This is a genomic window from Pedobacter lithocola, assembly GCF_042650845.1.
GTDB lineage: Bacteria > Bacteroidota > Bacteroidia > Sphingobacteriales > Sphingobacteriaceae > Pedobacter > Pedobacter lithocola.
Window position 1 is genome coordinate 511369 of record NZ_JBHSBW010000007.1, and the last position, 24447, is coordinate 535815.

At 34.2% G+C, this 24447-nt stretch carries 22 protein-coding genes; 13 read left to right on the forward strand and 9 right to left on the reverse strand.

Annotated elements, in window-relative coordinates:
• Positions 1-5 precede the first annotated feature (5 nt).
• The 3 genes from ACFOWA_RS04540 to ACFOWA_RS04550 are packed head-to-tail and all read right to left on the reverse strand — an operon-like array spanning position 6 to position 2455.
• Positions 6-1274, reverse strand: a complete 1269-nt coding sequence (locus ACFOWA_RS04540; RefSeq protein ID WP_378982222.1) for an aspartate kinase — start codon at positions 1272-1274, stop codon at positions 6-8.
• 3 nt (positions 1275-1277) lie between these two features.
• Complete coding sequence (locus ACFOWA_RS04545) at positions 1278-1748, reverse strand: GNAT family N-acetyltransferase (protein ID WP_378982224.1); 471 nt, start codon at positions 1746-1748, stop codon at positions 1278-1280.
• 5 nt (positions 1749-1753) lie between these two features.
• Positions 1754-2455 carry a YggS family pyridoxal phosphate-dependent enzyme gene (locus tag ACFOWA_RS04550; protein WP_378982226.1) on the reverse strand — a complete coding sequence of 234 codons (702 nt, stop codon included), beginning with the start codon at positions 2453-2455 and terminating at the stop codon, positions 1754-1756.
• Between the two features lie 70 nt (positions 2456-2525).
• On the opposite strand from ACFOWA_RS04550, the gene ACFOWA_RS04555 reads away from it, so the two are divergent.
• The 5 genes from ACFOWA_RS04555 (at position 2526) to ACFOWA_RS04575 (ending at position 8310) form a co-directional block, all read left to right on the forward strand.
• A complete protein-coding gene (locus tag ACFOWA_RS04555; protein ID WP_378982228.1) occupies positions 2526-2906 on the forward strand; it encodes a DUF4296 domain-containing protein in 381 nt (126 codons plus the stop codon).
• Between the two features lies 1 nt (position 2907).
• The gene (locus ACFOWA_RS04560) at positions 2908-5286 is read left to right on the forward strand and encodes an endonuclease MutS2 (RefSeq protein WP_378982230.1); all 2379 of its coding nucleotides are present in this window, start codon (positions 2908-2910) and stop codon (positions 5284-5286) included.
• Between the two features lie 61 nt (positions 5287-5347).
• Positions 5348-6436 (forward strand): PQQ-dependent sugar dehydrogenase, encoded by a 1089-nt coding sequence (locus tag ACFOWA_RS04565; protein WP_378982232.1) that lies wholly within the window; start codon positions 5348-5350, stop codon positions 6434-6436.
• Between the two features lie 306 nt (positions 6437-6742).
• Positions 6743-7441 (forward strand): CoA transferase subunit A, encoded by a 699-nt coding sequence (locus ACFOWA_RS04570; protein ID WP_378982234.1) that lies wholly within the window; start codon positions 6743-6745, stop codon positions 7439-7441.
• A 206-nt stretch (positions 7442-7647) separates the two neighbouring features.
• Entirely contained in the window at positions 7648-8310 is a 663-nt protein-coding gene (locus tag ACFOWA_RS04575) for a CoA transferase subunit B (RefSeq protein ID WP_378982236.1), read from the forward strand.
• Here the strand turns inward: ACFOWA_RS04575 and ACFOWA_RS04580 are convergent, their stop codons facing one another.
• From ACFOWA_RS04580 to ACFOWA_RS04590, 3 genes are read right to left on the reverse strand one after another with little or no spacing between them, the layout of a single operon-like run.
• Positions 8311-8712, reverse strand: coding sequence for a hypothetical protein (locus tag ACFOWA_RS04580; protein WP_378982238.1), 402 nt, complete (start codon positions 8710-8712; stop codon positions 8311-8313).
• A gap of 6 nt (positions 8713-8718) precedes the next feature.
• Positions 8719-9363 (reverse strand): uridine kinase family protein, encoded by a 645-nt coding sequence (locus ACFOWA_RS04585; RefSeq protein WP_378984116.1) that lies wholly within the window; start codon positions 9361-9363, stop codon positions 8719-8721.
• Complete coding sequence (locus ACFOWA_RS04590; RefSeq protein ID WP_378982240.1) at positions 9356-10894, reverse strand: LysM peptidoglycan-binding domain-containing protein; 1539 nt, start codon at positions 10892-10894, stop codon at positions 9356-9358. The genes ACFOWA_RS04585 and ACFOWA_RS04590 overlap by 8 nt, the downstream gene beginning before the upstream one ends.
• Before the next feature lie 281 nt (positions 10895-11175).
• Between ACFOWA_RS04590 and ACFOWA_RS04595 the strand changes: the two genes are divergently transcribed.
• From ACFOWA_RS04595 to ACFOWA_RS04605, 3 genes are all read left to right on the forward strand, one after another.
• On the forward strand, positions 11176-11655 hold the full coding sequence (locus ACFOWA_RS04595; protein WP_378982242.1) for a Dps family protein: 480 nt from the start codon (positions 11176-11178) through the stop codon (positions 11653-11655).
• Positions 11656-11753: 98 nt separating this feature from the next.
• A complete protein-coding gene (locus tag ACFOWA_RS04600) occupies positions 11754-13589 on the forward strand; it encodes a UbiD family decarboxylase (protein ID WP_378982244.1) in 1836 nt (611 codons plus the stop codon).
• A 249-nt stretch (positions 13590-13838) separates the two neighbouring features.
• On the forward strand, positions 13839-16052 hold the full coding sequence (locus ACFOWA_RS04605) for a hypothetical protein (protein WP_378982246.1): 2214 nt from the start codon (positions 13839-13841) through the stop codon (positions 16050-16052).
• A gap of 48 nt (positions 16053-16100) precedes the next feature.
• Here ACFOWA_RS04605 and ACFOWA_RS04610 read toward each other — a convergent pair whose 3' ends face one another.
• Entirely contained in the window at positions 16101-17618 is a 1518-nt protein-coding gene (locus ACFOWA_RS04610; protein ID WP_378982248.1) for an OmpP1/FadL family transporter, read from the reverse strand.
• A 27-nt stretch (positions 17619-17645) separates the two neighbouring features.
• On the reverse strand, positions 17646-18635 hold the full coding sequence (locus ACFOWA_RS04615) for a hypothetical protein (protein ID WP_378982250.1): 990 nt from the start codon (positions 18633-18635) through the stop codon (positions 17646-17648).
• A gap of 180 nt (positions 18636-18815) precedes the next feature.
• On the opposite strand from ACFOWA_RS04615, the gene proS reads away from it, so the two are divergent.
• From proS to ACFOWA_RS04640, 5 genes are all read left to right on the forward strand, one after another.
• Positions 18816-20288 (forward strand): proline--tRNA ligase, encoded by a 1473-nt coding sequence (gene proS / locus ACFOWA_RS04620; protein WP_378982252.1) that lies wholly within the window; start codon positions 18816-18818, stop codon positions 20286-20288.
• Positions 20289-20384: 96 nt separating this feature from the next.
• Positions 20385-21524, forward strand: a complete 1140-nt coding sequence (locus ACFOWA_RS04625; protein ID WP_378982254.1) for a cystathionine gamma-synthase — start codon at positions 20385-20387, stop codon at positions 21522-21524.
• A 76-nt stretch (positions 21525-21600) separates the two neighbouring features.
• On the forward strand, positions 21601-22437 hold the full coding sequence (locus ACFOWA_RS04630) for a TIGR02757 family protein (protein ID WP_378982256.1): 837 nt from the start codon (positions 21601-21603) through the stop codon (positions 22435-22437).
• A gap of 114 nt (positions 22438-22551) precedes the next feature.
• The gene (locus ACFOWA_RS04635; protein WP_378982258.1) at positions 22552-23166 is read left to right on the forward strand and encodes a Crp/Fnr family transcriptional regulator; all 615 of its coding nucleotides are present in this window, start codon (positions 22552-22554) and stop codon (positions 23164-23166) included.
• A gap of 337 nt (positions 23167-23503) precedes the next feature.
• Positions 23504-24151: a response regulator gene (locus tag ACFOWA_RS04640; protein WP_378982260.1), complete on the forward strand. Its 648-nt coding sequence runs from the start codon at positions 23504-23506 to the stop codon at positions 24149-24151.
• 58 nt (positions 24152-24209) lie between these two features.
• Here ACFOWA_RS04640 and ACFOWA_RS04645 read toward each other — a convergent pair whose 3' ends face one another.
• Positions 24210-24404 (reverse strand): hypothetical protein, encoded by a 195-nt coding sequence (locus tag ACFOWA_RS04645; protein ID WP_378982262.1) that lies wholly within the window; start codon positions 24402-24404, stop codon positions 24210-24212.
• Between the last annotated feature and the right edge of the window lie 43 nt (positions 24405-24447).

The following is a 24447-nucleotide window of genomic DNA, read 5'->3' on the forward strand; positions in this document are numbered from 1 at the left end:
CATTTTTATAAAGCTTTATTTTTCATAACGATTTGGCATGTATGCCTGCTTTTAACTTCCAGCAAAATATCTTTATTTACAATTACTCGGTCGATTGTTTGCTGATTATAATATCTGATCGTAACCAATTCGAGGCCTTTATTGTATTTGACGGTAAATTGAGTAGAGAGGGCGGCAATCAGTTTGCTAATTTTTTCCTCATTATCGTCTACGCTAACAGAAAAACTGATGGCAGAATTAAGCATTGTGTTAATTTTCATTTTGTGCTGATGAAAAAGTTCAAAAATTTTACTCAGGTTTTCTTCAATAATAAAAGAATAATCTTTAGGGAAAATGGAAATTAAAGCCTGGTTTATTTTGAATATAAATGATGGAATAGGGAGAGGGTTGCTTTCCTTTGTAATTGCAGTTCCACTTCCTTCAGGTTGTAAAAACGAACGTACAAAAAGTGGTATTCCTTTATTTTGTAATGGTTTAATGGTTTTTGGATGAATTACTGTTGCGCCATAATAGGTTAGTTCAATCGCATCATGATAGGATAATTGAGGGATTTTCTCTGTTTCATCAAACCATTTTGGGTCGGCATTTAACACACCAGGAACATCTTTCCAAATGGTTAAAGCAGTAGCATTTAAGCATGAAGCAAAAATCGCAGCCGAATAATCAGAACCTTCTCTACCCAAAGTAGTTGTGTAGTTTTCACTAGTGCCACCAATAAAGCCTTGTGTAACGATAATATTTTGATGCAAAAGACCAACCAAATCCCTTTGGATCAACTGATTGGTTTTGTCCCAATCAACTTTACCTTCACGGTAAGTATTGTCTGTTTGTATATAATTTCTTGCATCAACCCAAAGTGCTTTAATATTGGTTTCATTTAACCATGCAGCTACAATTTTAGTAGAAACCACTTCTCCAATTGATACAATTTGGTCGTAAATATAATCGGGATCATTATCAGGCTCATCCTCCAATAGCCAGTCAATTTCTACAAATGTATTGGCTACATCATCGTAAACCGAATTATTGGTTCCTTTAAAAAGTTCGTCAATCAGATTAAAGTGAAAATGTTTTACCTCATCAAAAATCGAATGTGCAGTATCGCTTTTTAGTAAGTAAGCTTGTGTGAGTTCTTCGAGTTTGTTGGTCATTTTGCCCATTGCAGATACTACAATTAGCAATTCACCTTTCTTGTAATCGCTAACAATATTGGCCAGGTTTTTTACACCTTCAACATCTTTAACAGAAGCACCTCCGAATTTAAAAATATCCATAAATTAAAATTCTTTAATCTGTTCTTTTGAAAAAGAAGCATTTAGCCAGCCCTCTTCAAGCTGAGCTTTATATTTATTATAAAAATTTATTGCCGGTTCGTTCCAATCTAAAACTTGCCAAACCATACCGCTATAATTACCGTTTTTAGTAGTTTCGATTACCTTTTCAAAAAGAATTTTGCCAATGCCTTTGCCTCTATATTCTTCTGTTACAATAAAATCTTCCAAGTATAATCTACAACCTTTCCAGGTAGAATAACGGGTGTAATATAGCGCAAAACCAACTATAATATTATCAACTTCTGCAACATATGCCTTCCAAACTGGACTTTCACCAAAACCTGCCTCAATGAAATGTTCCAAGGTAACGGTTACTTCTTCGGGAGCTCGTTCGTAAATAGCCAGTTCATTAATTAACTCTAAAATTCTTGTACAATCGGCTGCAACTGCTTTCCTTATTTTCGTATCTATCATTTTAATTAATTTGCCGAAACGTCAGCTTTAAAATGTTTAATTATTCTTTTACCAAAAATTCCACTACCAATTCTTACCATGGTACTACCTTCTTCTATAGCAATTTTGTAATCGGCACTCATGCCCGTCGATAGTTCTTTAAAACTGTCATCATTACCAAAAAAACTGATTTTCAAACCATCAAAGAAAACTTTCAATTCGTTAAATTCTACTTTGATTTGCTTTTCATTCTTTGTATTTGTAGCAATGGCCATCAAGCCAACAATACGAATGTTTTTAAGTGTTTGGTATTCATCAGAACGTAAGAGTTCAATGGTTTCATCGTAACCTAAACCAAATTTGGTTTCTTCATCAGCAATGTAGATTTGTAAAAGACAATCGATAACTCTTTTATTTTTTAGGGCTTGCTTATTAATTTCCTGAAGTAATTTTAAGCTGTCAACACCGTGAATTAACTTAACAAATGGAGCGATGTATTTAACTTTATTTGACTGTAAATGCCCTATCATGTGCCATTCGATATCTTGTGGCAAATGCAATTGCTTATCAACCATCTCCTGAACTTGGTTTTCGCCAAAGATTCGTTGTCCTGCGTTGTAGGCCTCCAAAAGAACTTCGTTTGTTTGTGTTTTAGAAACAGCGATAAGTTTAACGCCATCCTTTTCTACTTCACTTTTATATTGTTTAAGATTATCAGCTATGCTCATTTATAACTATTTTTGCGTAAAATTAATAACCTTGTTGCAATTTGGGCAATAAATAATACTTTAATTCTAAATGAGAAATTTGATATGCGTTTTAGCGGCAACAATTATATTGTTTGCTTGTAAAGCTAAAAGGCCAAACGATATTATTGAGCCAGATAAAATGCAAAAGATTTTGTATGATATACATGTTGTAGATGGCTATATTTCTACCTTACCCACGCCAGATACAACTAAAAAAGTTGCAGCAGGTTATTATAAGGGTATATATAAAAAGTTTGGTATAGATTCTTCAAAATTTGCAAATAGTATGAAATATTACTACACCCATCCGGCAGATTTGGATAAAATTTATAAAAATATTTCGAGAACCTTGGAGAAAAGGAAGCGAGCCATGGAGAAGGCAGATTCGATATCAAAATCAAAAGTAAAAGTTCTTCCTGCAGTTAAATAATATGTTATATCCCGAAAATTGTTTAGAGCGTTTAGGTTTTGTAGAAATCAGGCAGCTTATCAGTAAGCATTGTTTAAGTCCGATGGGACAAACGATGGTTCAAAAGATGCAGGTTATGAATCGTTATGACCAGATTGATAAGTTTTTGCGACAAACCAACGAGTTTAAAAGCATCATCCAAAACCAAGAGCCTTTACAAATTAATTCGTTTTTTGATATAAAATCTTTAATAGAAAAGATACGCGTTGAAGGTACTTATTTGCTCGAAGATGAATGGTTCAAAATATATACATCGCTACAAACAGTTTTCTCGGTACTTAGATTTTTTGAAGAAAGGGCAGAGGTTTACCCAACTTTAGAAGCCCTGTTTGAACATTTACCAATTGAAAAAAATATTCTGCGTAAAGTAGAAAATGTTATAGATATCAAGGGTAAAATCAAACCAAACGCATCAAAAGAATTGCAGGAAATTTCTTCATCAATTGCTAAAGCAGAACAGGATGTAAGAAAAAGAATGGATTCTATTTATAAGCAGGCTGTTGCAAACAATTGGGTTGCTGATGGAAGTTTAACCATTCGGGATGGTAGAATGTGTATTCCAGTTCTAGCTGAAAACAAGCGTAAACTCAAAGGTTTTGTTCATGATGAATCTGCATCAGGGCAAACAGTTTACATAGAACCTGAAGAAGTTTTTACACTGAATAATAAGCTTCGCGATTTAGAATTTGATAAACGGAGAGAAATTATAAAAATTTTAATTGCCTTAACGGATGAGCTTCGGCCTTATTCTCCGCTGCTTTTATCTTACCACGGTTTTTTAACTAAACTGGATTTTGTTAGAGCAAAGGCATTATTTGCCATCGAAATAGAAGGGGAGATGCCCGGTTTATTGAAGGAGCCTAAAACAAAATTGATTAACGCAAGGCATCCTTTATTAACTTTATCGTTTGCTGCTGAAAAGAAGACAGTAACACCATTAAACATACATATAGACGAATTTACCAGGGTTGTTTTAGTTTCAGGACCAAATGCTGGCGGTAAATCTGTTTGTATGAAAACTGTTGGTTTATTGCAGATAATGCTTCAAACGGGTTTACTAATTCCGGTTGATGCCAATAGCGAAATCGGAATTTTTGAAAATATTTATGCTGATATTGGTGATGATCAATCCATAGAGAGCGATTTAAGTACCTACAGTGCTCATTTAAAAAAGATGCGCTATTTCGTAGAACACGCTTCACCTAAAACCATGGTGCTAATTGATGAGTTTGGTACAGGAACCGACCCTCAGTTTGGCGGACCAATGGCTGAAGCTGTTTTAGAAGTGCTAAATAATAAAAAAGTACGAGGCGTAATTACAACGCATTATTCTAATTTAAAACTATTTGCGGGCAACACTGAAGGTTTAGAGAATGCTTCGATGCTTTTTGATAATGCTAAAATGAAGCCCCTTTATATTTTAGAGATGGGTAAACCAGGTAGTTCGTATGCTTTTGAAATTGCACAAAATATAGGTTTGCCGAAAGAAGTTATTCAACTCGCCCGACAAAAAACCGGTTCAAATCAAAACCGCGTTGATACCATGCTTGTTGACTTAGAACGTGAGAAGAAAACGATTTACGACACCAAGGTTAGTTTAGCAAATCAACAAAATAAAGCAAAAAACCTCGTTGCAGAAAATGAAAAGCTACGAGCTTTCTTAGATGAAAACAGAAGAGTTTTAATTAAAGAAGCAAAAATGGAGGCGCAAAATATTATTAAAAATGCGAATAAGCTAGTTGAAAATACAATCGCCGAAATTAAAGAGAAGCAAGCGGATAAAGTTGTTACCAAAGAATTAAGGCAGAATTTACAACAGGAATTGGTGAAAAATACCATCCCTAAAGAGAAGCCAAAGCCGCAGGTTATTATAGTTGAAGGTGAAATTGCCGTTGGCGATTGGGTTAAATTTACCGATAGTGAAACAACTGCCCAGGTATTAGAAATCAATAGAAATGAGTTGGTTTTGGCTATGGGCGATTTGCGGTCTAATGTAAAGAAGAATCGTGTTCAGAAAATTAGTAATAAAGAGGCGAAAAAAGTTATTCAAAGTAGTGCTGGTTCTTTTGCCGGTAGGATGAATGAAGCTGTTTCTGGTTTTAGAGCCGGACTTGATCTACGTGGTAAACGAACTGAAGATGCACTTTATGAAGTTGAAAAATATTTAGATAAAGCAATTATGCTTGGCTTCCCATCAATAAAGCTAATTCACGGCAAAGGCGATGGTATTTTAAGAAAAATGATTCGAGAGTATCTTAAAAAATATAGTCAGGTAAATAGGATGGAAGATGAACATGCAGATAGAGGAGGTGATGGTATAACTTATGTGTATTTAAATTGATAAATCATTGATTATTAAAACTATAAGGTGTTATCTTTGTTATTAATCAAACCCTAAAATTATGAAACCAATTCTTGCCTTTTTGGTTGTGCTCTTAATGTGTACAAGCTGTAAAAAAAATAAAAGTGATAGTGGTGATACAGGAACTTTACCTGATGTTGAGTTAAAAAATAGGGTTGCTGTTTCAGGATTAAGGTTTCCATGGGGAATGGTTTATGGCCAAGATAATTTCATTTGGTTTACTGAGAGAGGTGGTAAAATTAGTCGTCTAAATCCTACCACCGGACAAATTGTACCATTACTTACCATTTCTGAAGTAAGAGAAAATGGTGAAGGTGGCTTGCTTGGAATTGCGTTGAATCCTGATTTTTCTACTAATCCATGGGTTTTTGTAGCTTATAATTATGGAAGTAGTTACAAGGAAAAAATTGTTCGCTATACTTATACTGGCGGAACACTAAATAATCCACTAACCATTATTGATAACATTGGTGCGTCTTCTACACATAACGGTTCGCGGTTGCTAATTAGTGGCGGTAAGCTTTTTATTTCAACGGGTGATGCAGCAGATACCAACACGCCACAAAACATAAATTCTACCTCGGGTAAAATTTTAAGGTTGAATTTAGACGGTTCCATACCATCAGATAATCCGTATCCTAATAATCCGCTTTGGTCTTACGGGCATCGTAATCCACAAGGTTTGGTACAAGTTGGTAATAAAATCTTTTCTTCGGAGCATGGACCTGATTCAGATGATGAAATCAATGTTATTGAAAAAAACAGAAACTATGGCTGGCCTAACATAAAAGGTTTATGTAATGAAAATAGCGAGCAGGGTTTTTGTTCGGCAAATAATGTTGCGGTTCCTTTAATATCCTGGACACCAACGATTGCACCAAGCGGGGTGGCTTATTACAATTCTGACTACATTCCTCAATTTAAAAATTCGTTATTATTAGCGGTGCTAAAAAATACCAAGCTTATGCAGCTAAAACTAGATGATGCTCAAACCAAAATTGATGGAACAAAAGATTTCTTTGTAAATACTTACGGCAGAATGAGAGATGTTTGTATATCGCCTGAAGGAAAAATTTATGTATGTACGAGTAACGGAAGCGATGATAAAATAATCGAAATTTATAAATAATTATTTTTTATCCTTACCAGGACATTTTTTACAGCGTTTTCCCTTTTTATATTTTTCGCAGCATTTTTTATGTTCGGCAGTGCAGCTAAATATAAAACCCATACCTTTTTGAAATTCTGGGTCGGTTGGGATTCTTAAATCGTCGTTATCGTTAAATATCACAATGCAAATGTAATTGTTATTTAGATTAATTCCAATTCAATATTCTTTAAAGGGGTGTTGAATTTTTGAATAATTGCTGCATCAAATATTTTAAAAAGCTATCTGCTTTCTGTACTTTAGCAGCCTAACCATAATATTCATAAAATGATAAATAAAGTTGTATCAGGAGCTGAAGAAGCCATCCAGGATATATCTGATGGCGTTACCATTATGCTAGGCGGATTCGGATTGTGCGGTATTCCTGAAAACTGCATAAATGCATTAGTCGCTAAAAAAATTAAAAACCTTACGTGTATTTCTAATAACGCTGGTTTAGATGATTTTGGAATAGGATTGATGTTAAAGCAACGTCAGGTTAAAAAAATGATATCATCTTATGTTGGTGAAAACGCTGAATTTGAAAGACAGCTATTAAGCGGAGAACTTGAAGTTGATTTATTACCTCAAGGAACACTTGCAACCAGATGTTTAGCTGCTGGTTACGGTATGCCTGCAATATTTACACCTGCTGGTGTGGGTACTGAAGTTGCAGAAGGAAAGGAGATCAGAAATTTTGATGGGAAGGATTACTTAATGGAATATGCTTTTGACGCTGATTTTGCATTGGTAAAAGCGTGGAAAGGGGATACTGCCGGTAACTTAATTTTCCGTTCTACGAGCCGAAATTTTAATCCGATTATGGCAATGGCAGGTAAAACTACCATTGCTGAGGTGGAAGAATTGGTTGAAGCGGGCGAATTGGATCCTGACCATATACACACTCCCGGAATTTATGTCCATCGCATTTTTCAGGGCAAGGATTATGAAAAAAGAATTGAACAACGAACGGTTAGGAAGAAATAGGTTCATTTGTTTAGGTCATTGGTTCATTAGTCATTGGTGATTAGTTTATTGGTTAATTGGTCATTAGTCATTGGTTCATTATTCATTCAATATTTAATGTTAATTATTCACTAATTCTATCATTCAAAATTCACTCATTCATACTTTCTCATTCAAAATTCACTCATTCAATATTCTCTCACTCAAAATTCACTCATTTTAAAAACATGGCATTTTCAAAAGAAGAAATCGCACAACGTATTGCTAAAGAAATAAAAGATGGTTACTATGTTAATCTGGGTATTGGAATACCGACATTGGTTGCCAATTATATTCCAAAAGGAATAAATATCGTATTACAATCTGAAAATGGATTGTTAGGTATGGGGCCTTTCCCGTTTGAGGGTGAAGAAGATGCTGATTTAATTAATGCCGGAAAACAAACCATTACCACTTTGCCAGGTTCATCCATATTCGATTCGGCAATGAGTTTTGGGATGATAAGAGCACAGAAAGTTGATTTAACAATTTTAGGTGCTATGGAAGTTTCAGAAAACGGAGATATTGCTAACTGGAAAATTCCAGGAAAAATGGTTAAAGGGATGGGCGGAGCGATGGATTTAGTTGCCTCGGCAAAGAATATAATTGTTGCTATGCAACATGTAAATAAGGCTGGAGAAAGTAAATTATTGCCAAATTGTACTTTGCCATTAACAGGTGTAAAATGCATCAGAAAAGTCGTAACCGAACTTGCTGTATTGGATATTTTACCCGGAGGTGGTTTTAAACTTTTAGAACGTGCGCCAGGTGTTAGTGTTGATTTTATTAAGCAATCTACTCTAGGAAGATTGATTGTTGAAGGTGAAATTCCTGAAATGCAATTAAACTAATTACAAATTAAAGGCTACAAAGATTCCAAAATTTATTAAAAATGGGATTACAATAACAACTATGCTGGCAAGTATATCGAATCTTGCATTATGAAGTTTTTCGCCACGTAATATGAGATAAAAATCTCTCGAATTTGTCTTTTTAGAGATGCTGTTTACAATAAATACTAAGGTGATAAACAATAACGGGACAAATGAAAACAAATCTCGTTCCGCATTTATAATTCTTATTATTGCAATTGTGGCTATGGCTAGAGAGATAACAAGGTGAATACGAAGCGTTTTTTTATTGTTTAGCAATGCTTTGTACAATCTAAAAGGAGGCTTTCTTTTGAAAGGATCGAGCAAGTAACACCAATAAGCAATGGCAATAAAGCTTATTACCATTGAATATGTATCCATTTGCATTTAGTTTATATCAACCAAAATACTGTTCCTTAAGTTGTTAGAAATGTCTTCTGTTATCGCAATAATTTCATCGGGCTCGTTGGTATTGTTGGTTACAATTTTATGGCAAATATCTTTGTAAGGTAACAAATACTCTTTGTAAGCTGGTAAAACGTGATTATGCCATTTATAAAGCACATCTTCTTCTGGGTATCCACGCTCTAATCCATCTCTTTTTACCCTGCGATCAAGCGCAACCTGTTCATCTGCATCTACGAAAATCATATGATCTAATAATGCAGCAATTTCTTTAAAATGGAGGATAAACAAGCCTTCAACTATAATTATGGGTGCTGATTTAATCTCTAAAATTTTAACAACAGCGAGTGGATTGTTAAAATTATATTCTTTTTTATACACTACTTCACCATCAAGCAATTGTTTTATGTCTTTTAAAAACTGCTGACTATCAATTGTAGAAGGTAAATCGAAATTAAAAAGTTTGTTTTCTTCCTGGGTCATGTCACCTGCCGGGATATAATAATCATCCTGAGAAACGAGCGTAACTTCATCTTGCTTAAAGTGATGAAGAAAACAGTTTAAGAAAAAAGTTTTGCCAGAGCCACTTCCTCCGGCAATCCCAATTATAAATGGTTTTTTATTCAAGTTCATGCACACCGTACGTTAAATTGCAAAAAAATCTTTTGTCTAATGCGCCAAGCGAGTCTGCTACGGCTTTAGTCATTACAATTATAACATCTTTTGTGGATTCGTTCTCAGTAAATTTACCAACAACCTTTGCCAATGCTGTACGATTAGTCATAGGGTTGGTTAATTTAATTATGGTACCAATAGGGGCGGTGCGGTGTAAAACCAACATTTTCGATGCATCTAAATCTGCATCACTAATAGAAACAGCTGTTCCTTTCTCTTCAATCTGGTTCAAACCATATTTGCTTGGTGCGCCTCGAAGTTTTGGGTCTTTAAATGCCGTACTATCAGGATTTACTTCCTGATCTTGCTTAGATAAATCGTTAACCGATTTTGGTTCCGGTGGTTTTGGAATAATTAATTTCTGACCAACTGTTATCGAATTATCATTTAGTTTATTTGCAGTTCTAATCTGATAAGCTGTTAAATTAAACTTCTTAGCAATATTAAAAATAGTTTCGCCGGTTCCTACTGTATAAAGAAAGCTTTCACTTGAAGCAGTATCTTTTACAATAACTTCTACCGTTTTCTCTTTAACTACAGGGATTTCTGTTGTAATCCCGGTAGGTATTTTCAAAACCTGACCATTGCTAAGTGTGTTATCACTTAAATTATTTAAGCGCCTGATTTGATATGCTGTAATGCCATATTGTTGGGCAATTTTAAAGATACTTTCGCCGTTTTTTACCGTATGTGTACCTGTAGCATCTTTAACTTCTGTTGCAATTTGAACAGTTTCTATTGTAGTTACAACCTTATCACCTTCAATATTTTTAGTTGCAGGAATTTTTAATTTCTGACCAATTCGTAAATTATTTCCAGATAAATTATTTAGTTTTTTAATGTCTTCAACTGTTGTTCCATACTTTTCAGCAATTTTGCCTAAAAACTCTTTTGGCTGTACAGTGTGTTCAATTTCAGTTTGATTTGTTACTACTGCAGGTTGTTGAGTTGTAGCAACTTGTTCAACAGATTTTATTGGCTCCGTTTTAGCAATAGGAACTGCCGTTGTTTGAGCTTGCGTAACTTCTCCACTTTTTACAGGAATTTTTAATACTTGACCAATACTTAAATTAATACTCTTAAGATTGTTGAGGGTTTTTAATTCATTAACTGTGGTGCCATACTTTTCAGCAAGCATATTTAGATTATCTTTTGGTTTAACGGTATGCTCAGTAACATTTGTAAGTGTATTAGCTGGCTGTTGAGTATTGCTCGCCGAAGCTGAAAAAGGTACATTGGTTGGAACTTTTACAATAACACCAATTTGTAGGTATTTATTCTCGTTAAAAGTCATTATATCTTTTGGAGCAACATTATATCTTCTACCAATAGAGTAATAAGTGTCTTTCGCAGCTGTTTGATGAACAATTAATTTTTTGCCGTTGTTATTTTCTACTCCAATAGAGTCGATTAATGCGTTTGCCTTAGCAGTAGCTACATTTAGCGCTAATAATACTATAGCAGATAAGCCTATCTTATACATTTATTTTCTTTAAATTTTTTAATCAGGGGAAGCAATTATACGAATAATATTATAAAACAAATATGTTTATGGCACTGGTTAAATGTCCATTTTACATTGATTATTAAGTAATAAAATTCATATATTATTAATTTTCAAATACTTATAATTTTGATATTATTGTAATTATGTCTATTAAACGATAGGATAAATAAGGTATTGTTTAAATAGATATTTATGCGAAACTTTTCTTTTGTTTAGTTGTTACGTTGGCATATAATCAATTCAAAAAATAAATTAAAATGGACGCTAAAGAAATCAGCTTAAACGAGAAAGAGGTTAAACCTGTTGTAGATCTTTTAAACGACTACCTGGCCAATTACCATATACATTATCAAAAATTAAGAGGTTGTCATTGGAATATTAAAGGGCAGAACTTTTTTACCTTACACGTAAAGTTTGAAGAGCTTTATACCAATGCTCAATTAACCATTGATGAAATTGCAGAACGTGTTTTAACTTTAGGCAAACCACCTCATAGCCGTTTTGCAGATTACATAAAAGAATCTAAAATTAAAGAAATTGATACCATTGGTATGAAAGATCTTGATATGGTTGATGCGATTTTAGATGATATGACAAACTTAATAGAACTTGAAAGAGAACTATTAGAAGCTACTGATAAAGCAGGAGATGACGGTTCGAATGATATGGTGAACCGTTTCATGCAGTTTAAAGAAAAAAATACTTGGATGCTCCGTTCATTCGCTGGTAAGAAATAATAATCTTTTTATTGTAAAAAGCCGTATATATATAGCGTAATTGCTGTATATGTACGGCTTTTTTGGTTTACAGAAATACTAAATATCTATCTTTGAATATGGCATATACCAGTTTAGCAGAGTGCGTTAAAGATTTAGAAAAACACGGACATTTAATAAGAATAAAGGATGAAGTAGATCCATATTTGGAAATGGCCGCCATTCATTTGCGCATTTATGAACAAAACGGACCAGCAATTCTTTTTGAGAAAGTAAAGGGAAGTTCGTTTCCGGCCTTGTCAAATTTGTTCGGCACATTAGAGCGGTCTAAATTCATTTTTAGAGATACGCTACCGAAAGTGCAGCAATTGGTTTCTTTAAGAAACGACCCGATGAAGGCGTTGAAAAATCCTTTTACGTATGCTGGTTCTGCTATGTCTGCTTTATCGGCTTTGCCTTTAAAAACCCCTTCAGCTAAAAATAAATTTTTAAAAACTTCAATTAGCAAGCTGCCACAAATCGTAAATTGGCCAATGGATGGTGGTCCGTTTGTAACCATGCCACAGGTTTATACAGAAGATGTAGAAAAACCTGGAATTTTGAATGCGAATTTAGGTATGTACAGAATTCAGCTTGGCGGAAATGACTATATTCAGGATAAAGAAATCGGCTTACATTATCAAATTCATCGCGGTATTGGGGTTCATCAATCAAAAGCTAATGCTTTAGGCAAGCCTTTAAAAGTAAGTGTTTTTGTTGGCGGCCCACCGTCGCATCCATTAGCTGCTGTTATGCCTTTGCCAGAAGGTTTATCAGAAATGACTTTTGCAGGGGCGCTTGGCGATAGAAGATTTAGATACTTTTATGATGATGAAGGCTTTTGTATTTCTGCTGATGCTGATTTCGTGATTACCGGATTGGTTTATCCAAACGAAAATAAATCTGAAGGTCCTTTTGGCGATCATCTTGGATATTATAGTTTAGCGCATCCTTTTCCATTGATGAAAGTCCATAATGTTTACCACAAGAAAGATGCAATTTGGTCGTTTACAGTGGTAGGGCGCCCACCGCAGGAGGATACAAGTTTTGGTGCTTTAATTCATGAAATAACAGGTTCAGCAATTCCACAAGAAATTCATGGACTAAAAGAAGTTCATGCGGTTGATGCTGCAGGTGTTCATCCACTGCTTTTTGCCATAGGCAGCGAACGTTATACACCTTATTTAAAGCAACGTAAACCTCAAGAAATTTTAACCATTGCTAATCATATCTTGGGCAAAAATCAACTCAGTTTAGCTAAATATTTATTTATTGCAGCCCGTGAGGATGATGAAGGTTTAAGCACTCATCATATTTCTGAATTCTTACAACATATATTAGAGCGAATAGATTTTAAAACAGATTTACATTTCTACACAAACACAACTATTGATACGCTAGATTACAGTGGTGATGGATTGAATAGCGGTTCTAAAGTGGTTTTTGCCTCCGCAGGCGATAAAAAGAGAACGCTTTGGGATACAATACCAAATGATATCCAATTTTCCGATTCTTTTATAGATGCTCACATTGCAATTCCGGGCGTATTTACTTTAAAGGCTCATCCATATCAAAATGCGGAAAAAACAGCTGCAGAAATTGCATTACTAAATATTTCATTAAGAGATGTTGATTTATCGGGATTACCTTTGATTGTATTGTGTGATGACTCAAACTTTACTGCAAAAAGCATTAACAATATGGTTTGGGTTACGTTTACTCGAAGCAATCCTGCAGCAGATATTTATGGAATTAATGATTTTACCATCAACAAACATTGGGGCTGCAAGGGTTCGTTAATAATAGATGCCAGGAAAAAACCTCATCATGCACCTGAGCTTATAAAAAGTGTTGAAGTAGAAGCTAAAATAAATGAAATGGCTAAAGTAGGAGGTGCGTTGTCAGGAATTATTTAGTTTGAATATTGAAAAATTATGTAGATTTTTAGGTACATCACTCCGGGTATGCCTCAAAAAAAAATATTAGTTTTCAGTTTCTTTTGCTGCTTATTTTCTTATCTTAATTTGAATGCCCAAATAATTAAGTTGGATAGCTTGGCTAAAAATCTCTCTAACTATTCAATTTCAAATAAGTCATCTACGTTTTTCATCCATTTCGATAAAAATATTTATACCAATAATGATAAGGTTTGGTTTACAGGTTACTTGTTAAAAACGGCTACAGATTTATCAAAATATAATAGTTTATACCTTTCTTTAGTTAACAATCAAGATAGTTCTGTGGTTGTTCATGAAAAATTCTTGATAGAGAATGGCTATGTCTTTGGAAGTATGACTTTACCAGATTCTATTCAAAGTGGAAATTACAGGTTTATCGCAAATACAAATATTAAATTTAATGGACTGCCAGATGTGGAATTTGTTCAGCCCATCACAATTAAATCTACTACAATTAATCCCTTAGTGGCGAGCATTTCTACGTTTAAATCTAATGATAATGGAGATGGTACCGTATTAGTAAAGGCCATATCGAGCGATAATCGTTTTGTTGCAAATGCGGATGTAAATTATACAGTTGGTAAAGCGGGTAAAATAATTAAATCAGGTAAGGCCAAAACGAGTATTATTGGTGAATTGATGATTGTTTATCCTACAGATAAAATTAATTCAGATAATAATCAGATATCAATTGTTGTAAAAAAAAATAATCATATCAGCTATGCTAAATTAGATTTACTGGTAAACAGAAATCAATTTGTTGTTAACTTTTTTCCTGAAAGCGGCAATCTTATATTAGATGTTGAAAACAAAGTAGGATTTGAGATTAAAGATTTGTACGGAACTGTTATAAGTGCCAAAGCTGTTCTATACGCTAATGAAAAAGTGTTGGATACAATTAGTACAAATTCTTCAGGACTGGGAACTTTCATGCTTAAACCGAAATCAAATTTTAGGTATTCTGTTAAATTACTGAACCATGGTAAGACATCAGGTGATTTTGAATTACCAATATCCATGAAAAGAGGAGCTGCAATAAGATTAAACTCCGCTTTGAGTAACAGTGAACTTCGAACATTAATTTATAGTAATTTTAGTGGTATTGCTCATGTTGTAGTACACAATTATGAAGAAATTTTTTTATCTAGCGATTTAAAATTAAATTCTAAAAAAGCCTTAAAAGTACGATTGAAATTAGATTCTCTACCGATAGGGTTAAACACGATCACACTTTTAGATAGTGCATATAGACCCATCGCTGAAAGGATATTTTTTGCCCATCTTGATCAGATTAATCACCTACAGATTAAAAGTAATAAAGCAGTTTATAACACAAGAGACAGTGTTAAATTGGATCTAAAGATTTTAAACAATGATAATAAATTGGCAAAAGGAATGGTCTCTGTTGCTGTGGTACAGAACAATAGAATGGCGTTATTAAATAAAACAAATATCGTTGATTACGCTCTTTTGGAAAGTGCAATGGAATCGCTTCCTAAAAATTTATCAGGGATTAAATACAATGACTTAGATTATCTTGAAAATATTCTTTTGATAAAGGGTTGGCGGAAATACAAATGGCCAGAAGATGAAATAATCAAACCGAATGTAACTAAACTGTTTTCTGATTACGAATACACAGGCTTTATTACCAAAAATAAAAAAGCTTTAACTAAGCCTGTTTTAATAAATACTATTGCTGCAAGTAATGTTAATTCATTTAATACGGATAATGATGGACGATTTTTATTGCCATATAAGGCACTTTTAACTAATGGAACATCTAAAATCTGGCTAAATATCGGAGTAAAAAATAGCGCACTATACGAAGTTAAATTGATTGACCCATCTGAAGTCATTAAATTATATCAGAGCAAATTGAATTATACTGAAAATAAAACTACAGTGAGTTCTTTAACCCCCAACTTTGAAAATATAACATCTTTATCGGGAATAAAACTAAATGAAGTAACAATAAAAAAGAAAGCTGATGATATAAGCTTTGCTTCAAATAGATATGGAAGAAATGCATGCGGTGATTATGTTTGCGAATATGGAATACTTAATTGTAACAACCATTATTATGGTAAACCTCCTGTAAAAGGAAAAACTTATCCTTCAACTGGTGGAAGCATTGTTTATCAAGGTTGTTTAGAACAGCCTGTTAATCCAAATTTTTTGGTTTTAAAAGGCATTTCTTTGCCTAAAGAATTCTACGTGTCGGATATTACCAATATGAATGAGCCAATAAATTTTTCGACGATATATTGGAATTACCAATTATTTATGGATGGAAAAAATGATACAAAATTAAATTTTACAACAGGTGATTTAACCGGGCCGTTTAAAATAATTATTCAAGGTGTAAGTGAAAATGGTGTCGTTTTTGGAGAGCAGACAATTGAGATTAAAAAGCCATAAAAAAAGTCCCGATTTTAATCGGGACTTTTTTTGTTAAATACATGCTATTTAAAACTTAACACCGAACGTCAAGAAAACGTTATCAGATGTGTTTTTTAAATTAGCTGTTGGACCAGCGCCTGTAAAACTAAAATCAGGATAATCTGATGAAATTGTGTAAGGTGAATTTGTTGATTCCCATTTCGTATGTCTGTAAGTTACATCAAGATAATAATTATCAAATCTGTAACCTAAACCACCGCTGTATGCCTGAGTAGTAAAATCCAAGTTTTTGTATGGAGAACCTGAATAAGAATATCCACCTCTAATCATAAATTGATCAATCAGTTTAAATTCTACACCTGCTCTATAGTTAACATTAGCTTTATATAAAGATGCAATATCTCGATTTGTATTCGTTTCTTCCGCTGCAAAGTTTGAACTAAAGCGAATGCTACTGTAGTCAACATATTCGGCATCTGCAGTAATTAAACCACTATTGCCAAAAATATAAGCTACTCCACCACTAACTTTATATGGTGTTCTTAAACTGTATTCCGAATTATAGTTAGATAATGGATTAGTATATTCAGGAATACTGGCTCCATCTGCTCTTTTATACTTAGTGTTTAAATTTTCAGAAAAATCATCTGTTAAGCTATACCAAGTTGGTGTAACAAAGCTTAAACCCAATCTCAACTCATTAACAGGCTTGTATATTAACCCTAATTTTGCGTTAATACCATTTCCTCTGGTTTGTTGAATAGAATTATAACCAAAGCTATATGTTCCATTTAAGAATTCAGGATCTTGACCAGCATAAGTTAAATTATTGCCACTTTCAGAAAATGCCAAATCAGAAGTGTAATCGAGGTTAGTTAATCCTAAAGATAAACCTAAGTACAACTTGTTGCCATAATTACCAGCCATACCGATGTTTACTTCAGATTGTGAACCGGAACGACGGATTATATTTTGTTGATTATTATTTAAAGCAGTGGTAGGAAAATATCCAGCAGGGTCATATTCAATTAAAAAGTTATTATAAGCCATTTGTTCCAAAGAACCCGAGCCCAAACTTCCAGTAGGGGTATTTCCTGCTAAATCTGCAAAATAATCGGCCATTGAACTTTTAGCATTCTTACCTGAGTAAGTGATATTCGAATTGAAATTATTGGTTTTATTGTATCCAATACCAAAATTTAAACTTACCCATCCACTATTTAAATCAGAACCCTTTGCCTTATTAACTGGCGAATAAAATACAACACCTAGCTGATTAATCCCTGCTTTGCTACGTTTATCAGATACATTGTTGCCAAGATATTCTGAACCAACTTTAAAGTTGTTAAACTCTGGTGTAAAACTGAAATCAGACTTTGTAAAAAAACCTAACCCTGCAGGATTAGCAGATAGTGAACTGATATCTCCTCCGAGTGCAGTCTGTGCACCGCCTAAACCTTTAAAGCGTGCTGTAGTTCCTGGTTCAGATTGTGAAAATCTTAACACATCACTGGTGTATTGTGCATATAAAGAATTGCTGGCAAAAACTATTCCCGCCACAATGAATATTGATCTTAGTTTCATGTTATAAAATGTGTGTTTGTGCTAAAATTATCTACCGCCGCCTCTTGTTGGTCTACCGCCGCCACCGCCACCGCCGCCGCTTGAACTTCCGCCGCCGCTACTACCTGAAGACTGAGCTGGAGGACTATAACTACCTCTATCTGGTCTTGAAGCTGGTTGTGACTGTTGTATTTGCGGTTGTGGTCTGTAACTGTCATCGCGTGATGGTCTTGAACTTACACGTCCTTGACCATTATTAATCGAACCGTTGCTACCATTTGAATATCTTTCTGGCCTGCCAGTATTGTTAGTAGAAACCGATGGTCTGCCATAATTTCCACTAACAGGAGAAATACCTGAACCACCATTTCCATAAGAACCACGGTTATCACCATCCCTATTAGGACGTGGTCTGTTATTACGATTTGCATAACCATTACCAAAGCCTCCACCATAGTAGCCGCCGCCCCAACCAAATCCACCTCCGTAGAAGCCACCGCCCCAACCAAATCTATCGTAGTATGAGTAAGGTCCCCAACCGCCAAAACCATAAGGACTATAACCATAATTAAATGGACTATTCCAAATGTTTCCAAAGCCGCCACCAAAACCGAAGCCACCGCCCCAGCCAAAGCCACCACCCCAGCCACCTAAGCCGAAACCGTTATTCCAACCCAAACCATAACCTAAAAAATTTGTATTGCCGTAGCTGTTTCCATAATAATAATTATCATAATATGGGTCGTAATAGCCCCTAAAGGTAGAACCGTTATAAAAACGATTTATTCTTGATGAATAATCCATGTCGTAATATGGGTTACTGGTTCCATAATACTCATCATATTCTTGGTCATTTTGACTGTATTGCTGCTGTTGCTGTTGAGGGACAGGTGCAACATATTCTACCTCCCTGGCTTTTGCCACAGTATTATAAACATCATCGGTGGCATTGGTAGAAGCCATTTTTGATGTAGAGCATGATGCAACCAACCCAGCGGCTGCTATCATAACAATGGGTAAAAATTTAATTGGTTTCATTGTGTTTATATTTAGTTGTGTGTGTAGATTGTATAAAAGCAATTATAGCCGAAAACTTCAGCCAATTATCATTTAAAATTTAATGCTTTGGTTTCGTAATCGTTTTGTAGGCATAAATTTATAAATTTGTGGCTTAATTTCACATTATTTAACATACAATTTACGTTCCAAATACATAACATGAGCAAAGAAATTACAAGCAGGGAAGCAGATTATTCACAGTGGTATAACGATATCGTAATAAAAGCTGATTTGGCAGAACATTCGGCCGTACGCGGATGTATGGTTATTAAGCCAAATGGCTATGCTATATGGGAAAAAATGCAGGCGGTTTTAGATAAAATGTTCAAAGATACTGGCCATCAAAACGCATATTTTCCATTGTTCATTCCTAAGTCATTTTTTTCAAAGGAAGCATCTCACGTTGAAGGCTTTGCAACAGAATGTGCAGTTGTAACACACTATCGTTTAAAAAATGATGGCAACGGAAATATTGTAGTTGATGAAACCGCTAAATTAGAAGAAGAATTAATCGTTCGCCCAACATCTGAAACCATAATTTGGAACACCTATAAAGGTTGGATACAATCTTACCGCGACTTGCCAATTCTTATCAATCAATGGGCGAATGTTGTGCGTTGGGAAATGCGTACCAGGTTATTTTTACGTACTGCAGAATTTTTATGGCAAGAAGGGCATACGGCACATGCAACAGCTCAGGAAGCTATTGAAGAAACCGAACGCATGTTACACATTTACGCAGATTTTGCCGAAAATTGGCTAGCGGTACCTGTAATTCGTGGAAGAAAATCCCCAAATGAACGTTTCGCTGGAGCGCTTGATACGTATTGCATAGAAGCATTAATGCAAGATGGTAAAGCCCTGCAAGCAGGAACTTCACACTTTTTAGGTCAGAATTTTGCAAAAGCCTTTGATGTAAAATTTACGGGTAGAGATGGAAAATTAGACCACGTTTGGGCATCATCATGGGGTGTATCTACACGTTTGATGGGTGCATTAATTATGGCACATAGTGACGATTCTGGTTTAATTATACCGCCAAAATTAGCACCGATACAAGTTGTAATTGTTCCAATTTATAAAGGGGATGAAGATTTAGCAAAAATTACTGCTTATGTAAATGAACTAACCATGCGTTTAAAAGGTTTAGGCGTATCTGTTAAATATGATGATAGAGATACCCAACGTCCTGGTTTTAAATTTGCTGATTACGAGCTAAAGGGAGTTCCAATTCGCGTTGCAATAGGAGGTAGAGATTTAGAAAATAAAACAGTTGAAGTAGCCCGCAGAGATACTAAAATTAAACAGACTGTACCGCAAGAAGGATTGGATATTTACATTGTTAAGTTGCTTGAAGACATACAAACCGCTATGTTTAATAAGGCTTTAGCTTACCGTGATGAACATATTACGGAGGCAAATAGCTATGATGAATTTAAGACTTTGTTAGATGATAAAGCTGGTTTCATTTCTGCCCACTGGGATGGAACTCCAGAAACCGAACAAAAAATTAAGGAAGAAACAAAAGCAACAATTCGCTGTATTCCTTTAGACAACAAATTGGAAGATGGTGTTTGTATTTATTCTGGCAAACCATCAACGCAACGCGTATTATTTGCCAGAGCATATTAAATTAATTTACGATTTGAGATTTACAATTTTAGATTTAATAAACAAATTTTGGAATTAATTCTTAATAATTGAAACTCACATCCTGATACTAATAACATGAAATTCGCAACAAAAGCTATACACGCAGGTCAAGAACCTGATCCAACAACTGGTGCTGTAATGACACCTATTTATCAAACCTCAACATACTGGCAAAAATCGCCTGGCGATAATAAAGGTTATGAATATTCGAGAGGCACAAATCCTACGCGTAAAGCATTAGAAGATTGTTTAGCCGCTTTAGAAAACGCAAAATATGGTTTAGCCTTTTCGAGTGGTATGGGCGCTACAGATGCAGTTTTAAAATTATTGCAACCTGGCGATGAAGTAATTACAGGCAATGATTTGTACGGTGGTTCTTATCGTATCTTCACCAAGATTTATTCAAAATATGGAATTAAATTTCATTTTTTGGATTTATCGAAGCCCGAAAATATGTTACCATACATCAATGATAAAACCAAGTTGGTATGGATTGAAACGCCAACGAATCCAACAATGCAAATTATTGATATTGAAGGTGTTGCAAAGATAACAAAAGAGAAAAATTTAATATTAACAGTTGATAATACTTTTGCATCACCATATTTACAAAACCCGATTGATTTAGGTGCTGATATCGTTATGCATTCGGTTACAAAATATATTGGTGGGCACTCTGATGTAGTTATGGGCGCTTTGGTAACTAGCGACGAACAATTGTACAAAGATTTATGGTTTATCTATAATGCTTGTGGTGCTACACCTGGTCCGCAGGATGCGTTTTTGGTTTTAAGAGGAATTAAAACTTTGCATTTGCGCATGAAAGCACATTGCGAAAACGGTGAAAAAATTGCTCATTATTTAAAAAATCACCCAAAAGTTGATAAAATTTACTGGCCTGGTTTTGAAGATCATCCTAATCATGACGTAGCAAAAAAACAAATGCGTGGTTTTGGCGGCATGATTTCGATAACGCTTAAAGGTGCTGATTTACAAGAAACTTTTAGAATCTCATCTAATTTTAAGGTTTTTACTTTGGCAGAATCTTTAGGGGGTGTAGAATCTTTAATTAATCACCCAGCAACTATGACTCATGGTTCGATACCAAAAGAAGAACGCGAAAAAGTGGGTGTTACCGATAATTTATTACGTTTAAGCATTGGTGTAGAGGATATTGATGACTTATTAGCAGATTTAGAAAACGCATTAAAATAAATTTCTCCCAATATTGAGGCTGTTTTACCAATCAAATTTTTGTTTTGGTGACACAGCCTCATTGTTTACCCTGCAGATGGATTTCTTAGATCTCAAAAATTTTCTTGATGTAAAAGTCGAAGCATATAACCGACCAAAATTTATAGAAAATGATCCCATTTGCATACCTCATCTGTTTGATAAAAAACAAGATATAGAAATTGCAGGATTTTTTGCCGCAGTTTTAGCTTGGGGACAAAGGAAAACGATCATTAATAAGTGTACAGAACTCCTTAATAGAATGGATAATGCTCCTTTTGATTTCGTTCTGAATCATCAGGATAATGATTTGAAAAGCCTGTTAAATTTTAAACACCGGACTTTTAACGATACCGATTTATTATACTTTATCTCATTTTTTAAGCATCATTACACGTTTCACACAAGTTTGGAAATGGCTTTTATTCCAAATGCTGATGTATTGGTATCAGAAACGAGTTTAGCAGAAGAAGATTCTAGAAACATTGATTTTTCTCAAACCGAAAAAAGCATTGATGTAGAACAAGCTTTGAATCATTTTAGGTCGTACTTCTTTTCAATAGATGATTTTCCGCATAGAACTAAAAAACATATCTCATCTCCAAAACAAAAATCTACTTGTAAACGGTTAAATATGTTTTTACGGTGGATGGTTCGCAAAGATAGCAAAGGGGTAGATTTTGGGATATGGAATATTATTAAACCTTCTGATTTAATTTGCCCTTGCGATGTACATGTTGATAGAGTTGGTAGATTACTCGGTTTAATAACCAGAAAGCAAACGGATTGGCAAACTGCAGTAGAATTGACGCAAAATCTTAAAGCATTTGATGCTTTAGACCCTACTAAATATGATTTTGCCCTTTTCGGTTTGGGTGTGGAAAAGGAATTGTGATTAAATCTTTTAAAAAAAAATCCTTAAAACTGCTGGTTTTATAATCATATTCACTAACTTACATCGTAATATTTCTGATAAGAAGCAATATTATACCATCCCTACTCTAAATATATGCTTGCAGTTGATTTATCTGATGAAGACAGATGGAAAAAATATAATAATTTTTCGCCGTTAATCTCCGTATTTAGGCAATTTCATCCGCTTACGGAAGAGATAGAAGAACGTATAAATCAACATACCTTTCCGGTAACCTTTAAAAAAAATAAATTTGTTGTTTCTCCGGTTGATAGGAATAAATTTCTTTATTTAATTGTTAAAGGCGTTGTAAGGGGATATATAAAGGATGGTAAAACCGAAATTACGACCTGGATTGCTAAAGAAAACGAAATTGTAGGAACGATTCGCAACTTATGGCTCGAAGGAGATTCTGAAGAATATTTACAAGCTTTAGAAGACGTAGAGTTGATTGCCATTCCACACGTTTTATCAGATTATTTGTACGAAAATTATGCTGAAGCAAACATTGTTGGTCGGAAAATGATGGAACTTTACTACCGTTCGGCAGAAGAAAGAGCTTATCTATGCCGTATTTCATCGGCAGAAAAAAGATATAAACGGTTTTTAGTTTCCTTTCCCGAATTAATTAATCGCGTTTCGTTAAAGCATATTGCTTCTTTTTTGGCCATCAGGTTAGAAACACTTAGCCGCATCAGAGCTAAAATTTAATATTTTAACCTTCATTTAGTCGTCAATATTAAAAATATTCTGCTCAAATTTTTTTTGGCTTGTTGCTTATACAATCTATCTTTTCTTGTTACCAGGGTTTTTGTCATTAAAATAGGTCGACGAAATTTTAATAAAATGCTTTTGATGACAAATGTCAAAACAATTACAAATATTTGCCTATGAATTAAATGTAAATACGGATTTCTGTTAAATCAAGATTAATAAAATATGTACTTTTACAAATACAAAATAAATAAAGTAAAAAGTCTAATTAGCAAATTTAAGTCTACCTACGGATTAATAAATTGATAATTACCAACTAACAATATTTTGAACAATGAAAACTAAAAATACTGTAAGTACTTTTTCAGTACTTATTGCTGATGATCACGAGATTATCCGCCGTGGCTTAAGTAATCTTATTTCTGATTACTGGACAGGGGTGCAGATTTGGCAATCTGCTACAATGGAACAAACTTTAGTTGAAGTTGCAAAATCGCCAGGACTTATTATTATAGATGTAAACTTACCTGGAGGTAATAATTTAAAGGTAATAGATCAGATAAAAATTATACAACCTAACGCTAAAATTTTAGTCTTTTCATCACTTAATGAAAATATCTATGCCGTACCTTATTTAAAGGCGGGTGCATCAGGTTATTTAACAAAAAATGCTGATGAGTCTGAAATTGTTACAGCCATCACAACCATTTTAGCAGGCAGTAGATACTCCAGCCGAAATGTTAAAGAAAACATGTTTAATAGTATTTTGGGAAATGACGGTGATAACCCTTTTACAAAACTATCTGGTCGTGAGCTGGAAGTTGCAGAGTTACTAACTAAAGGAGTAGGGGTATTGGAAATTTCTAATCAACTAAACCTACAAATGGGTACAGTGAGCACTTATAAATTGAGGCTTTTTCAAAAACTGAAGATTAAAAGTATTATAGAACTTGCCGAAAAAATGAGTATTTACGAAAAGTAATTCGTTCTATCTTATAAAAAAAAAAGTTTGCTAATAAAGCAAACTTTTTTTTTGAGGTTTATTTTTTTGTTTTCTTGGCAGTTCCAGTACCATTTTCATCTCCAGATTCGTTAGGTGTTGAACCACTTTCGCCAAATTTTTCGGAAGCACCTTTGCCATTTTGGTCAAACGATGCTTTTCCTTTAGAACTACCAGCAGTTTTGCCTGCTTTTGAATTCTCCTCTTTAGGTTCTTTTTGATTGTCTTTTTTCATAAATTTAAATTTTATAATTGGAGCATTTCAAAAAATTAATTAT

Excerpts from the sequence above, each read along its gene's own strand:
- ACFOWA_RS04640 (WP_378982260.1), top strand. The coding sequence starts at position 23,504 with ATGAAAACTAAAAATACTGTAAGTACTTTTTCAGTACTTATTGCTGAT.
- ACFOWA_RS04565 (WP_378982232.1), top strand. The coding sequence starts at position 5,348 with ATGAAACCAATTCTTGCCTTTTTGGTTGTGCTCTTAATGTGTACAAGC.
- ACFOWA_RS04560 (WP_378982230.1), top strand. The coding sequence starts at position 2,908 with ATGTTATATCCCGAAAATTGTTTAGAGCGTTTAGGTTTTGTAGAAATC.
- ACFOWA_RS04580 (WP_378982238.1), bottom strand. The coding sequence starts at position 8,712 with ATGGATACATATTCAATGGTAATAAGCTTTATTGCCATTGCTTATTGG.
- ACFOWA_RS04610 (WP_378982248.1), bottom strand. The coding sequence starts at position 17,618 with ATGAAACTAAGATCAATATTCATTGTGGCGGGAATAGTTTTTGCCAGC.
- proS (WP_378982252.1), top strand. The coding sequence starts at position 18,816 with ATGAGCAAAGAAATTACAAGCAGGGAAGCAGATTATTCACAGTGGTAT.
- ACFOWA_RS04540 (WP_378982222.1), bottom strand. The coding sequence starts at position 1,274 with ATGGATATTTTTAAATTCGGAGGTGCTTCTGTTAAAGATGTTGAAGGT.
- ACFOWA_RS04550 (WP_378982226.1), bottom strand. The coding sequence starts at position 2,455 with ATGAGCATAGCTGATAATCTTAAACAATATAAAAGTGAAGTAGAAAAG.
- ACFOWA_RS04545 (WP_378982224.1), bottom strand. The coding sequence starts at position 1,748 with ATGATAGATACGAAAATAAGGAAAGCAGTTGCAGCCGATTGTACAAGA.
- ACFOWA_RS04625 (WP_378982254.1), top strand. The coding sequence starts at position 20,385 with ATGAAATTCGCAACAAAAGCTATACACGCAGGTCAAGAACCTGATCCA.
- ACFOWA_RS04645 (WP_378982262.1), bottom strand. The coding sequence starts at position 24,404 with ATGAAAAAAGACAATCAAAAAGAACCTAAAGAGGAGAATTCAAAAGCA.
- ACFOWA_RS04590 (WP_378982240.1), bottom strand. The coding sequence starts at position 10,894 with ATGTATAAGATAGGCTTATCTGCTATAGTATTATTAGCGCTAAATGTA.
- ACFOWA_RS04570 (WP_378982234.1), top strand. The coding sequence starts at position 6,743 with ATGATAAATAAAGTTGTATCAGGAGCTGAAGAAGCCATCCAGGATATA.
- ACFOWA_RS04615 (WP_378982250.1), bottom strand. The coding sequence starts at position 18,635 with ATGAAACCAATTAAATTTTTACCCATTGTTATGATAGCAGCCGCTGGG.
- ACFOWA_RS04555 (WP_378982228.1), top strand. The coding sequence starts at position 2,526 with ATGAGAAATTTGATATGCGTTTTAGCGGCAACAATTATATTGTTTGCT.
- ACFOWA_RS04600 (WP_378982244.1), top strand. The coding sequence starts at position 11,754 with ATGGCATATACCAGTTTAGCAGAGTGCGTTAAAGATTTAGAAAAACAC.
- ACFOWA_RS04635 (WP_378982258.1), top strand. The coding sequence starts at position 22,552 with ATGCTTGCAGTTGATTTATCTGATGAAGACAGATGGAAAAAATATAAT.
- ACFOWA_RS04595 (WP_378982242.1), top strand. The coding sequence starts at position 11,176 with ATGGACGCTAAAGAAATCAGCTTAAACGAGAAAGAGGTTAAACCTGTT.
- ACFOWA_RS04630 (WP_378982256.1), top strand. The coding sequence starts at position 21,601 with ATGGATTTCTTAGATCTCAAAAATTTTCTTGATGTAAAAGTCGAAGCA.
- ACFOWA_RS04575 (WP_378982236.1), top strand. The coding sequence starts at position 7,648 with ATGGCATTTTCAAAAGAAGAAATCGCACAACGTATTGCTAAAGAAATA.